13 protein-coding genes and 1 tRNA gene are annotated in these 12,290 nt (G+C 53.0%); all 14 read left to right on the top strand.

Annotated elements, in window-relative coordinates:
• Positions 1 to 189: 189 nt before the first annotated feature.
• The 14 genes from Pla144_RS11030 (at position 190) to Pla144_RS11095 (ending at position 11,893) form a co-directional block, all read left to right on the top strand.
• The gene (locus tag Pla144_RS11030; RefSeq protein WP_146450726.1) at positions 190 to 777 is read left to right on the top strand and encodes a hypothetical protein; all 588 of its coding nucleotides are present in this window, start codon (positions 190 to 192) and stop codon (positions 775 to 777) included.
• Between the two features lie 125 nt (positions 778 to 902).
• Positions 903 to 2,234, top strand: a complete 1,332-nt coding sequence (locus tag Pla144_RS11035) for a tetratricopeptide repeat protein (RefSeq protein WP_146450727.1) — start codon at positions 903 to 905, stop codon at positions 2,232 to 2,234.
• Positions 2,235 to 2,263: 29 nt separating this feature from the next.
• Positions 2,264 to 3,070: a MotA/TolQ/ExbB proton channel family protein gene (locus tag Pla144_RS11040; protein WP_146450728.1), complete on the top strand. Its 807-nt coding sequence runs from the start codon at positions 2,264 to 2,266 to the stop codon at positions 3,068 to 3,070.
• 87 nt (positions 3,071 to 3,157) lie between these two features.
• Positions 3,158 to 3,589, top strand: a complete 432-nt coding sequence (locus Pla144_RS11045) for an ExbD/TolR family protein (protein ID WP_146450729.1) — start codon at positions 3,158 to 3,160, stop codon at positions 3,587 to 3,589.
• A gap of 20 nt (positions 3,590 to 3,609) precedes the next feature.
• Entirely contained in the window at positions 3,610 to 5,445 is a 1,836-nt protein-coding gene (locus tag Pla144_RS11050; protein WP_146450730.1) for a prenyltransferase/squalene oxidase repeat-containing protein, read from the top strand.
• Positions 5,446 to 5,685: 240 nt separating this feature from the next.
• Positions 5,686 to 5,862: a twin-arginine translocase TatA/TatE family subunit gene (gene tatA, locus Pla144_RS11055; RefSeq protein ID WP_146450731.1), complete on the top strand. Its 177-nt coding sequence runs from the start codon at positions 5,686 to 5,688 to the stop codon at positions 5,860 to 5,862.
• 49 nt (positions 5,863 to 5,911) lie between these two features.
• On the top strand, positions 5,912 to 6,316 hold the full coding sequence (locus Pla144_RS11060) for a twin-arginine translocase TatA/TatE family subunit (protein ID WP_146450732.1): 405 nt from the start codon (positions 5,912 to 5,914) through the stop codon (positions 6,314 to 6,316).
• 38 nt (positions 6,317 to 6,354) lie between these two features.
• Positions 6,355 to 6,428 (top strand) — tRNA-Val (locus tag Pla144_RS11065).
• A 124-nt stretch (positions 6,429 to 6,552) separates the two neighbouring features.
• On the top strand, positions 6,553 to 7,728 hold the full coding sequence (locus Pla144_RS11070; protein WP_146450733.1) for a tyrosine-type recombinase/integrase: 1,176 nt from the start codon (positions 6,553 to 6,555) through the stop codon (positions 7,726 to 7,728).
• Positions 7,729 to 7,842: 114 nt separating this feature from the next.
• Positions 7,843 to 8,436 carry a hypothetical protein gene (locus Pla144_RS11075; protein WP_146450734.1) on the top strand — a complete coding sequence of 198 codons (594 nt, stop codon included), beginning with the start codon at positions 7,843 to 7,845 and terminating at the stop codon, positions 8,434 to 8,436.
• A gap of 129 nt (positions 8,437 to 8,565) precedes the next feature.
• Complete coding sequence (locus Pla144_RS11080) at positions 8,566 to 8,853, top strand: DUF1580 domain-containing protein (protein ID WP_146450735.1); 288 nt, start codon at positions 8,566 to 8,568, stop codon at positions 8,851 to 8,853.
• Between the two features lie 66 nt (positions 8,854 to 8,919).
• Complete coding sequence (locus Pla144_RS11085) at positions 8,920 to 11,055, top strand: phage/plasmid primase, P4 family (RefSeq protein ID WP_146450736.1); 2,136 nt, start codon at positions 8,920 to 8,922, stop codon at positions 11,053 to 11,055.
• Positions 11,056 to 11,114: 59 nt separating this feature from the next.
• Positions 11,115 to 11,690, top strand: a complete 576-nt coding sequence (locus tag Pla144_RS11090; protein WP_146450737.1) for a putative quorum-sensing-regulated virulence factor — start codon at positions 11,115 to 11,117, stop codon at positions 11,688 to 11,690.
• Complete coding sequence (locus tag Pla144_RS11095; protein ID WP_146450738.1) at positions 11,684 to 11,893, top strand: hypothetical protein; 210 nt, start codon at positions 11,684 to 11,686, stop codon at positions 11,891 to 11,893. Before Pla144_RS11090 ends, Pla144_RS11095 begins: the two co-directional genes overlap by 7 nt.
• The last annotated feature ends 397 nt before the right edge of the window (positions 11,894 to 12,290 follow it).

The following is a 12,290-nucleotide window of genomic DNA, read 5'->3' on the forward strand; positions in this document are numbered from 1 at the left end:
ACCTTGCTTTTCTTTTTTTTCGTTACAACCGGAAAAGGTCGCAAGTTTCCCCCAGCTTATCTCGATAACAGTATCATCGACTCAGCACGAAGCTGCGTCACTTTTCGCCCGGTGGAGCGGAGCTGGTCGGCAATACCGACTAACCTAATCGTTCCCTAACGAATCACTGAATTGATAAAGGCAGATTCGATGTCACTTCCGAGCAAGTTCACTTCTGCTATTCTTACAACTGTCATTGGAATAGGCTCACTATCGACGACAGGTTGCTTCTGGGGTGTGACCACTCTGGGGCCAAATCTGTTACCCTTTTCGATTCCAGTACCAGTGACTCCATATCTTCAGAAGAAGAAAGAAGATGAATTCTGGCAGCATGAACGCTATGATCGGGCACCAATTCTTGGCCCGCTCACCTCAGGGGCCGACATTGTTGCCCTGGATCCGCCCAGCGACGACGAAGTCATGCGAGCCTTAGAGAAGGCGCAACCTGTTCAAGGAGGGTTCCCTTTCTTGCACGAGCATAATCGGAACGATGTGCGTATCGTGAAGGAGAAAATCGCTGACTATATCGATCCGCCACGCGTCTATCCGCTGATCGGACCTGCTCAACAGCATCACGCACACTACAAGTGCACGGTCTATTACGAAGACGTTCGCCGCATCGGCTGGCCTTTCCCTCACACCCTGAAGGATGAGGACGCTCGCGAAGTCATCTATGTCGATCACAACCACCTCCACATGGTGGGCAATGTCGAGGGTGCGATCGAATCGGAACTGTAGTCGCTCCGATCGTTCCAAATAAGTTCTTGAATTCTTGGCGAGGCTTGCCGCCCCCCTCTGTGGATCTTTGCCACCAATGGGGCCGGCGAGCCTACTTTATTAGGGGGGCACCATCGCAAGTTGCCATGATGCCCAAACTACCTCTCAAATCCCTGGCTCTCTTGATCGTTGTCTGTTTGTCAAAGGCAGTGGACGCGAATGAGCAGCTTTCTGTCAGCCTGCCGACAGAACTCGTTCCAAGCACAAGAACTTTCGAAGAAGCAGTCGGCCTGGAACGAGACGGATACTACGATGCAGCGCTTGCGGCATACGCAGATTTCCTAGCGACAGGGGGAGCGAACTTACGCCCTGAAGCACTCTGGCGTACAGCTCAACTCCACGATCGATCGAGTCAGAAATCTGAAGCGGCAACCTTCTACTTCCAACTATTGGCTGAATTTCCAACATTTGATCGGTCCGCAGATGCACTCCTTAATCTGGCTCAGCTGGAGGCCGACCTGGGTAATCTCAGTACGGCAACAAATCGGCACAAAGAAGTGCTAGAAAAGTTCCCCCAAAGCCCCCAAGCCGACGAGGCCGCCTATTGGCTAGCACTGGCGGCAGCCGATGGTAAAGATAGCGACGCAGCTCGAAGGTATATCAACAGTCTTCTTGATTTAGCGGATTCGGTAGATGAAGTTGTCAGCGAGCAGAGCAAGCTACTGCGAGCCCAAGCCGCTTGCCTGAAATGCCAGCTCGCGGCGCAAGAAGATCAGTGGTATGAGATTAGCGAATTCCTGAACAGTACAAATTGGGAGATCGATTCAGGACCAACCTTCGCACAATTGGCCTTCTGGGAAGCAGAAGCCAAGTTTCGATTGGGACACTACAACTCAGCGAGGCAGAAGTTCGAAGCACTCAAATTATTGGTGTTCGGAGTTGCGGAGCCGTGGATCCCGATAGTTCACTTGCGACGGGCCCAACTAGCAGCAAGACAACAACAATGGAAACGCGTTTCGGAGATAATTAGCGAAATTGACGCGGCCTATCCAGAATTTGAATTGGCTTACGAGGCAGACTATCTCCGCGGCCGAGCCTTGGCCGGGCGCGGCCAAATGTCTGAAGCACGGCAAGCCTACCAGGCAGTCTTGAATAATGAATTGACCAACGGAACTGAGACGGCTGCGATGGCACAGTGGATGATCGGCGAGACTTACTTTCTTCAGCACGACTATGAACATGCCCAAACTGCATACCAGAATGTTTTGCTCGACCATCAGTATCCTGAATGGCAGGCGAAAGCTGCCCTAAAGGAAGGCAAGTGCGCCGAACTGAAGGGAGATTGGCTGGAGGCCAGCGAACTCTATCAGCAAGCCCTGCAAAATTGGAACGCTTCAGAAGTCGCTGAACAATTGGCAAGTCGACTTAAGTGGGCCCAGCGACAAGCAATACTTACTACAACGACAATGCGTAAATAAATCGACCCAAGAGAGGCGAGTTCATTAGGATGCAAACCACTATCCAAAGAATCAGCCGGATCGTCTTCACTTCAGCCTGGACCGTGGTTCTGTTGCATAGCAGCCCGGCCTGCTACGCTGAAGAAATGCCCTCCGGCGCAGTTCAAATGGCCGAGCGTTCGAAAAGCTTATGGGATATGATCTCCGCAGGGGGACCTATGGTGTATCCCATTCTGATCTGCTCGTTCGTGCTGCTCCTGGTCGTGTTTGAACGTAGCTTTAGTCTTCGCCGCCGCCGTGTTGTGCCTCGATTATTCGTTGAGCGGTTTCTCTTACAAATCGGCGAGGGCGGGTTGGAAAAACCCGAAGCTCTCGACCGCTGCGATTCCAACGACAGTTCGATTGCCCGAGTTTTTACCGCAGCGGTCCGCAAATGGGGCAAACCGGCAGTCGAAGTTGAGCAGGCTGTGCTCGACGAAGGGGAACGCGTGGCGAACGAATTGCATCGCTATCTACGCGTCATTAATGGCGTCTCGACTGTTTGCCCTTTGTTGGGTCTTCTGGGCACCGTCTCGGGAATGATGCAGTCTTTTGACGTGATCGCCAATAGCTCCGCTATGGGCCGCACCGAGTTGCTGGCTGGGGGGATTGGCAGTGCTTTGATCTCGACTGCCGCTGGGCTTTCGGTCGCGATTCCTGCGTTGATATTTTATCTTTATTTTGTGGGCCGAGTGGATGCTTTGGTCATGGAAATAGATCGACGAGGACAGGAGATCGTTCACCTGATTTCTGCTGAGGGGTTAGAAGATCGCCGTAACCGCCCTCGCGGAAAAACAAACCAAAAGAAAGTAGCGTGAAATTTTCTAACAATGAAAACCATTGCATCGCCCCGGGATTGCAATTCTGGGGCGTTACCATGCTATAGCAGCTAAAAGTGAAATATCGTGCCACTCAAAACTCAAAAAGACGAAATACCACAGCTGAATCTCACGCCGATGATCGACGTGGTGTTTTTGCTGATCATTTTTTTTATGGTGGCCACCAAGTTTGCTGAAGTGGAGCGCGATATCGATCTGAATCTTCCTGAAGTAGCTGCCGCTGCCCCGCTTACTTCGGCTCCCAAGCAAAGAGTTGTCTCTATCCAGTCCGATGGCCGTGTGCTGCTAGATGATGAGGAAATGACTCTCGTGAACTTAACGAGTTCTCTCAAGGCAGCCCAGCAAGAGTATCCAAAACTCAGCGTGGTGATCCGTGGCGATGCTACATGTGCTTTCCAACATGTGGCCGCCGCACTATCAGCCTGCAAAGACGCTCATATTTCTGAGTTGGGTATCACGGTTAAGCTGGCGCAGGGAGTAGGAAATACGACCCGCTAATTGGTTTGATTGAAATCTTCATGAATTATTCTCAACTACCTCCGCTAGCCTATTGGGGACTCACTAGCTCAACTTGGATGGCGATGTGGGGAGTGTTGGGAGCATTTTCGGTTTTGATTGTCGTGCTTCTGAGCACACGATGGGCGAACAAGCGAACGTGGCAAAAATGCGCGATCCTGTCGCTTTGGGTCCATGTCCTCTTTGCGTTTCTCTCGATTACCGTGCGGGTCATAACGGGCGCCCCCGAAAGCGGAGAAGAGGTACCCATTCACATTGCCGTGCTTACGATGGAAATGCCCATGGCGGAACCAGATCCCCAGGAAGAGATTCAACCCGACTGGGAAGATATTGTAGCCCCGCCGCTAGGAACTCACACAGCCGAGCCTCTACTTGAACCTAGCGAGGAACCCAGTCTCGAAACGGCTGATTCCGCCGCGACGGATATTCTCGCCGAGAATCCGGTAGACAAGGAGTCATCCCCCCCTGCCCCGCCATTGGAAGCCCCTACGCTTCTGCCTGCTCCTGCACCAGAACCAGAGAACCTCGTAGCAGAAAACGAGCCCAAACAAGATGACGCAGATTTCTCCCTAGCAGAAGCCTCACCAGAACCGAACGAGCCTTCACCAATTCCTCCTTCAGAATCCGTTCTGCAGAAGTCCGAATCAAAACAACCCGAGTTGTATCCTGACGTCTTACCGGTAACCCCTCCCACAGCTCCCAGCCATGCGGCAATTCCTGACAAATACACTGACCGTTTCGCCGAGAACCTTGCGGAACTTGCTACGCAACGTGGAGGCAGCGAGCAAACCGAAAAAGCGGTTCGCGCTGCCCTCGGCTGGCTGGCAGAAGCTCAGTCAGAAAACGGAGGCTGGGACGCCTCGCGATTTGGTGCTGGACAGGAACGCGTAGTGCTTGGTCACAATCGCGGTGGTGCCGGTGCGGAGGCTGATACAGGAATAACTGGGCTCGCAATCTTGGCATTCCTAGGCAACGGCAATTCCCACCAGCATGGTTCCTATCGCACTGAGGTAGCTCACGGCTTGGAATACCTTCGACAACGGCAGCGCGCCGACGGCTCGCTTTACGGAGATGCCCAATTATTTGCTCGCACCTATTGTCATTCGATGGCAACACTCGCTGCCTGCGAGGCCTACGCCATGACTTACGATTCGCGTCTTGACTCGCTGGTTCGTGCAGCGACTTCATACTCACTCGCCATGCAGCATCCAACTGATGGTGGTTGGCGTTATCGTCGCGGTGATACGGGAGACACCAGCCAACTCGGTTGGCAACTCATGGCCCTCAAGAGTGCAGAGCTAGCGGGCATCGATGTGCCGGATGTCACCTGGACACGCATCGATAGGTTTTTGCAACGTGTGAGACGTGGCAATTCGGGCGGCCTGGCCTCGTACCGCCCTGACAGTCCAGCCAGCCGTACGATGACAGCCGAGGCGTGGTTTTGTCACCAACTACTGCAAGTCGATAGAAGTGGTTCGTTCGGCCGTGATGCAATAAACGAAGCCGTCGAATCGCTCTCAGCCGAGATGCCTTCCCCAAAGAACCATAATCTGTACTACTGGTACTATGCCACGCTCGCACTGCAACAGAATCAAGATCATTCTGCCTCTTCTGCGGCGGCGTGGGAATCGTGGAACCACGCCCTCACAACAACGCTGCTGACTACCCAAGAGAGCGATGGCAGCTGGAATGCCGACACGGTTTGGGGAGGCTATGGCGGGCGGGTCTACGCAACGGCCCTCTCCGCGCTCTGCTTGGAGGTCTATTACCGCTACAAACCCAGCATCGAGTCTGGCGGAATTGCCGGTCGTGAGGGTTGGCAATCTCTCCAGCGGTAAACTCCTGTCGTAGGACGGTCATCCTGCCTGCGATTTGACTGGGAACAATCATATTTCGGCGGCCAGGCGACCGGGGCCGATTTGACTTACCACTAGCCGCCAGTAGAATTGAAAGCAGTGATTCCTAGCTCACAGCCGAGTGTGGGTACATCTGGTCAACCGACCTAAATGCCTAAGTGAACGTTTCGCTTGGGCCAGACACTCTCGGCTAGCCTTATGGCAAAGGTGGCGACAGCTAAAATGTTTACTCCAGGTCTCTGGCAAATGCTTATCGTAGGACTGATTGTTCTGCTGCTGTTTGGCACGCGGCTCCCTTCCGTGATGCGGTCGCTCGGCGAAGGAATTACGGAGTTTAAGAAGGGCATGAAAGGCAATGATTCAGATCCCAACACTCGTATCGAGGACCATCGGGATTAGATTGTAATCTCGATCTTTGGCCCATTTCATTTAAAAGCTTTCAAACACAATGTTTCAGACTTGCCTCTTGCTCGGATTTCTCTCCCCCAGCCCAAGCGAGATGTTGTTGTTGGTTCTGATAGCTCTGCTGCTTTATGGAGGAGACTTACCGAAGGTAGCGCGATCTTGGGGAAAAAGCTTGGCCGAACTCCGCAAAGGACTTTCGGGAATTCAGAACGAATTCAACGAGGCCATCTATGAGGTACCTCGCCAGATCAGTTACCACGAATCTGAATACAATAACCCGCAGTACGATGGTCCTACTTACAGTGAACCCGACTACAGTGGGCGTGAATCAGTCGTTAACAGCACTCTCGACAGTGTCCCCTCACCTGCAGACGAGTCAACCGTGGTACAAACTCCGTCACTCGATATCGTCGATGACACCCCGGTCACACGCCCTGAGAGCACCTAGCCACTCATTCTCGCGCAGGCTAAAATACACTCTACCCCGGGCGGCTAGCTCAGTTGGTTAGAGCGCTACGTTCACACCGTAGAGGTCACAAGTTCGAATCTTGTGTCGCCCACTCAAGTTTGAGCCTAGAAATACAGTGGTTTTTCTAACCTGCCGACGTTCGGCAGTGAGGCGTTTTCCGAAACCCAAGCGGGTATATACCCGCTTGCGGTTTTTAACTTAGGAGAACCCTTACTATGCCGCGTCTATCTCACCAGACCCCAAAGTACCGCAAGCACCGTGCCAGCGGACAAGCCTTCATCGAGTTGTCCGGGCATCGCCACTATCTAGGCCCCCACGGGACCAAAGCCAGCCATCGGGAATACGACCGTATCCTCGGTGAGTGGTTGGCAGCAGGGCGATCAAGCACCTATGGCGTCCCGGCAGATTCCATCACTGTTGTCGAGCTGGTCGCCCGCTATCTGGCGTTTGCCAAGGAGTATTACGGTACTCCCAAGCGGGGAACCTATAACAACATGCGACTTGGTATCACCCCCCTCAAAGAATTGTATGGCCGGACCCTGGCCATAGAGTTTGGCGTCCTGCAATTCAAGGCGATGCGTCACAAGTTTATCGAGGAAAATCTCAGCCGCCCATACATCAACGAGCGGATGCGGCAGATCGTGGCAGTATTTCGCTGGGGGGCTTCTGAGGGCTTGATCCCTGCCGTTGTCGCCCAGACCCTGGCGATCATCCCGGGACTGAGAAAAGGGCGAAGCGGCGTTCGTGAACCGGATCCCGTCAAACCTGTGGACTTGGCAGTCGTCGAGCAAACCTTCCCCTACCTGTCGAGTGTCGTGTCGGCCATGGTGAAATTCCAGATGCACACCGGCTGCCGACCTGGGGAAGTCTGTGGGTTGCGTCCCTGCGATGTGGATCGAAGTGGGGAAGTTTGGGAAGCCAAGCTGACTCAGCACAAGACCGCCCATCATGGGCTTCAGCGTACTGTCTACATCGGTCCCCAAGCTCAAGAAGTGCTGACCCCGTTTCTGCTGCGGGGGGCTGAGGATTATTGTTTCGACCCTAGGGAAGCAACGGAGGAGATGCGTTCTAAACGAGCGGAGGCTCGCAAGACCCCGTTATCCTGCGGGAATCGAGCCGGATCGAAGAAACAGAAGAACCCGCAACGCAAGCCAGCCAGTGGGTACACCACTCAGAGCTATGGGAAAGCGATTTATCGGGCTTGCAAGGATAACGACATCCCCGGTTGGTCGCCGAACCAATTGAGGCACAGCTTGGCCACGCGTGTTCGTCGAGAGTTCGACCTGGATGCGGCGAAAACTCTACTGGGGCACCAATCCATCGGAATCACCGAAGTTTACGCCGAAAAGGATCGAAAAAAGGCAATCGAAGTTGCCAGAATGATTGGTTAGAATTCAGATTGCCGAGTTCGCGGACTAATTACCCGCTAAGACTGCCGGTCGTCGTGGTTGCAATCTCCCCACGGCTGCCGGTAGTCGACTCGGCTATTAATAGGAGATCGCACGATGAATGACGATATCGCAGACAGGGAAATGTTTGAACTTTTAATTGCCGACCTGCAAGGTTGTGCAGACTATGCTGTTGAAATTGCTAAAGAAATTGATCCCAACTGGGAAAGTTTGAATCGCCCTCAATGTATCAGTTTCAGTTATAAGAAAGCCTACAATGGCAGAATCGGTTTAGATAAGCTTAACCATGACACATTGGCTCTCGCCCATGCACTCCTGGAAGATGTCAAAGATGCTATTGAGAAGAGTAAAACACTCAAGACAAAGCTTAGTCTCGAAAACGCATCAGATTTATCTCGTAAAGCCTATTTTGTTGGATTGTCAACCGGATTCCTGATGTGCTTACAGACCGACACATTGCGAGATGGCGCTAGTCTTGCAGGCAAGCGACCGATAGGTGGCAAGAAGACCAAGAAGCTTGCTACACCCGAGGAAGAGCAATGGCTGCGTGAAGAATATAGGCTTCATCGCGGACAGAGAGAACTGTGCAAGAAGATATCCAACGCTCTTTTCTACAAGCACGGCAAAAGAGCTTGCGATAAAACCGTGCGTAATCGGTTGCGTGAACTTGGTCTTTGGGAAACCGCTTAGTGCTTTCCTGGGAATCCTCTAAGCGTCTTCCCTGTTTGGGCATTTTGCACCCTATTTCTTCCTTCAGCATATCCATTGATTGTGTTCCAATTGTAGTTGTTAATTCACAAACAACTGCAGGAGCCAATCATGTACGATCTATTTTCCGAAGAGCCTATTTCGCTCAATCAAGTCGCTAAGGAAGAGGGGGTAAACCCATCTACCCCGTGGCGCTGGTATCTTAGCGGCGTTCGTGGCGTCAAGCTCGAAACCATAGTTGTCGGGGGACGTCGCTTCTCAACTCGACCTGCGCTAAGACGGTTCAAAGAGCGTTGCACCGCAGCCGCCAATGGCGCTTCTACCACGGTTCGCACTCCGCACCAAAGAGAGCGGGATATTGAGCGCGCGGAAAAAGAACTAGCCAAGATCGGCGTCTAACTCACCACGAAAAAACCTTGGTGCGATTTTGAAGAGACGCACCAAGGCTAAAGCAAGGAAGCTTTTATGTTGAATTTCAATGATACCATATCGACCACGACCACGGCAAACCGCAAAACGGAAGAGCCATTTCTCTCTGAAGCTCACCGTAAAGAACTCGCCGAGGGTTCAGGCTTGACGATGGAAACGATTCGAGCGGCTGGGTATTACACCGAAACGAATCGCGGAAATCTGGCCGCAATCCTGAATCGTTCTTCGTATCCAGCAAGCTACGGGGCGGCGTTAGTCATTCCCTATTACGACTCGACGGGAACAGTGGTCCACAAGCGAGTCAAGCCGAACAATCCACCGAAGGACAATAAAGGCAAGCTCAACAAATACTTGCAACCCAGTGGCGTACCCAATAGGGCGTACATTCCGCAAGCAACGCGCAAGATACTTTCCGATCCGACAGCCAGACTCGTGATCGGCGAAGGCGAGAAGAAAACTGACGCGGCAACACAAGCCGGCTTTCCTTGTATTGGGTTGCCTGGCGTGGAGTGTTGGCACTCTGCTAATCGCATGGCACTGTTGCCAGACCTGGCACGTATCGCCTGGAAGGGGCGAGAAGTCTTTATTGCGTTCGATTCTGACACGGCAGAAAATGAACAAGTGGAGCGAGCCGCGAGACAACTAGCGGCAGTTCTCAAGGACCACGGGGCAAAGGTTCGCATTGTCCGCATACCTCCTGCCGAGAATGGCGACAAGCAAGGCATCGACGATTTTATCGTAGCTCAAGGTGCAGCTGAATTCCAAAAGCTGCTTCAGCAAGCCAGCGAGCCGGAATCGCCAGAATCCGATGACTTGAAGGGCAAAGCCAAGAATGCAGACCCCGGCGTCGAAGCGGATTATATTCTCGCAATCAGCAAGATAGCCGAATTGTCACCGCTGAGATTCTGGCGCGGCGGTTGGTGGTGGTGGTGTCATGGGCGTTTTCAGGAAAAGCCGGTCGAGGAAGTTCGCGCCCAAGTTGTCAATCTAATGAATGACCGATGGCTCGACTTGAAATCCCGCATTGTGGGGGACGTGGTTGAACACCTGAAAGCCAAGTCGATTTTGCCCACTGCAATCGAGCCTACCAAGTGGCTAGGCAAAGCTCCCCATGGGTGGAAAGCGGCGGATTGTCTCGCCACACGGACCGAAGTGGTTCACCTGCCTTCGCTAGTTGACCGAGAGGCACTGTTTTCCGTTCCCGCCAGTCCTGCATTCTTCACCACCACAGCGGTTGAATTCTCAGTTGATTTAGACGCACCACCCCCCCAGCGGTGGTTGGCGTTTCTCAACTCGCTCTGGGCAGACGATCTACAGAGCATCCAGGTGCTGCAAGAGATCTTCGGCTATTTGCTCACGACTGATACTTCCCAGCAAAAAATGTTCATGCTTGTGGGGCCGAAGCGGAGCGGAAAAGGAACGATCGCACGAGTGCTCACGGCTCTCGTCGGGCAGGGAAACGTCGTGTCGCCAACATTATCGAGCCTGACGGGAACTTTCGGCTTGCAACCACTGTTGGGAAAAAGTGTAGCTGTCATTGCCGACGCGAGAATGTCAGGACGTACCGACCAAGCTGTTATTGTTGAACGGCTCTTGAGTATCACCGGCGAAGATACCCAAACCATCGAGCGGAAGTACCTAACGACCGTCACCTGTAAATTGCCGACCCGATTTCTGATTCTCTCCAACGAACTGCCGCGACTTAACGATGCGAGTGGTGCCGTTATCTCTCGATTCATCATGCTCACCACGAATCAGAGTTTCTACGGAGCCGAGGACCACAACTTGATTGACAAGTTACTCCAGGAACTGCCGGGGATCTTCCTCTGGGCGATTGGTGGCTGGCAGCGTCTCAGAGAACGAGGTCGATTCGTGCAACCTGATTCCAGTCTCGAAGCTCTGGGGGAAATGAACGATCTGTCATCCCCGGTTGCGGCGTTCGTGCGGGACTGCTGCCGAGTCGGACCGGGGGAAGTGGTTTCCGTCGCTGACATGTTCGCAGCATGGAAAAAGTGGTGTGAGACTCAGGGCAGGGATAAGTATGTCAGCACGATTCAGACCCTAGGGCGGGACTTGCTGGCAGTCGAACCACGGATTCGGCGGGCACAACCACGAGATGACGGCGGTAGGGTTCGGGTTTATCAGGGCATCGGTTTACAGGACGGTTTTTGACCAAGTGGCACTCAGTGGAACGCGAGGCAATCTTATGCACGCGTAGGGGAAATCAAAACATGAATACTAATAGCACATATATACCCGCAAGGCAGAACACGCGTTCCACGGCGTTCCAGTCGGTTCCGTGGTGGCTGAATTCTACTCCCCCCGTGGTGGCTGAAACGCCAGAAACCCCGGAAATTCCCGAAGAAAACGAGCCAATCGAGCCTGAAACAGCATATGCGGGACAAGTGGACCCAGCAAAGTTGGAATCCTTCCCCCGGTTTCCCGAAGAATACGACGCGGACAACGAATTCTATTGGTCGCAACTCTCCGACCATGACCGCGAGTATTTGCAATGGCACAGGGAGTATCCCCCGCCTTGTGCGTGGTGTGGCGGTAGGACTCGACATAGTCCGCTATGCGACGAACTGCGGGCATTGTGGCAACTATCCCTCCCGTTTGGCAAGTTCAAGGGAATGGCCGTTTCAGCGGTTCCGATGGATTACTTGATATGGCTCACAGAAAACAGCGATTCACTTGACTGCGAATTAAGAGACGCGATTCAGGAGAGACTGAAAGCAACTCCCCCGGCCGCTGAAGCGGCACGCGAGACTGCGATAATCAGCGATGAGGAATTCGACTTATGGTGAAACAAGGAAACCAGCCAACACGCAAGGGACTGCAACCAGAGTTATTCGAGACTGAAAAGGAAGCCCGCAGACTTGAGCGGGTGCTGCGAATCCTCGGCACGGTTCCCGAAGTGGTAACATCGACGAATTCTTTCACCGAAGCCCATTTTAGGCGGGCCACAAAGTTAGCGAGAACAACTGCTAATAAAAACAACCAACCATGAGGAAACGATGGCGGGCACCGGAAATATTGACTAATAGTGTAGCATTGGCTACAATCGTTACGCGCCCGCGCCCGTAAGAAAAGGGGGTTTTGTCTGGCAGAAATTCCCGACACCCATCCCCTACCCGGCTCCCCCTCACCCCACACCCCAGCAACTCTTCTAGTTCGCCGAGTTGCTCATCTTCCAGATTGAGGGCATTCTGCTCCGATTCAAGCTTGGTGCTGAGTTGCAGGGCTTTTGGCAGTATTTGCTCGAAGAATCGATCCTCATTCCGCTTGGACCAGCGGAGTAGCTATTTTATTTCCAAAAGAATCGTGGGATATGGTGAATTAGAAACAACGCCTTTTCCCTTCTGGCTGTCTGCACACCTTCCTCCACAAACTCCTTGCCGGATTCT

Source organism: Bythopirellula polymerisocia, from assembly GCF_007860015.1.
GTDB lineage: Bacteria > Planctomycetota > Planctomycetia > Pirellulales > Lacipirellulaceae > Bythopirellula > Bythopirellula polymerisocia.

Bases quoted from the DNA above. Each gene is read 5' to 3' on its own strand.
- Pla144_RS11030 (WP_146450726.1), top strand. From the start codon at position 190: ATGTCACTTCCGAGCAAGTTCACTTCTGCTATTCTTACAACTGTCATT.
- Pla144_RS11035 (WP_146450727.1), top strand. From the start codon at position 903: ATGATGCCCAAACTACCTCTCAAATCCCTGGCTCTCTTGATCGTTGTC.
- Pla144_RS11040 (WP_146450728.1), top strand. From the start codon at position 2,264: ATGCAAACCACTATCCAAAGAATCAGCCGGATCGTCTTCACTTCAGCC.
- Pla144_RS11050 (WP_146450730.1), top strand. From the start codon at position 3,610: ATGAATTATTCTCAACTACCTCCGCTAGCCTATTGGGGACTCACTAGC.
- tatA (WP_146450731.1), top strand. From the start codon at position 5,686: ATGTTTACTCCAGGTCTCTGGCAAATGCTTATCGTAGGACTGATTGTT.
- Pla144_RS11060 (WP_146450732.1), top strand. From the start codon at position 5,912: ATGTTTCAGACTTGCCTCTTGCTCGGATTTCTCTCCCCCAGCCCAAGC.
- Pla144_RS11070 (WP_146450733.1), top strand. From the start codon at position 6,553: ATGCCGCGTCTATCTCACCAGACCCCAAAGTACCGCAAGCACCGTGCC.
- Pla144_RS11075 (WP_146450734.1), top strand. From the start codon at position 7,843: ATGAATGACGATATCGCAGACAGGGAAATGTTTGAACTTTTAATTGCC.
- Pla144_RS11080 (WP_146450735.1), top strand. From the start codon at position 8,566: ATGTACGATCTATTTTCCGAAGAGCCTATTTCGCTCAATCAAGTCGCT.
- Pla144_RS11085 (WP_146450736.1), top strand. From the start codon at position 8,920: ATGTTGAATTTCAATGATACCATATCGACCACGACCACGGCAAACCGC.
- Pla144_RS11090 (WP_146450737.1), top strand. From the start codon at position 11,115: ATGAATACTAATAGCACATATATACCCGCAAGGCAGAACACGCGTTCC.
- Pla144_RS11095 (WP_146450738.1), top strand. From the start codon at position 11,684: ATGGTGAAACAAGGAAACCAGCCAACACGCAAGGGACTGCAACCAGAG.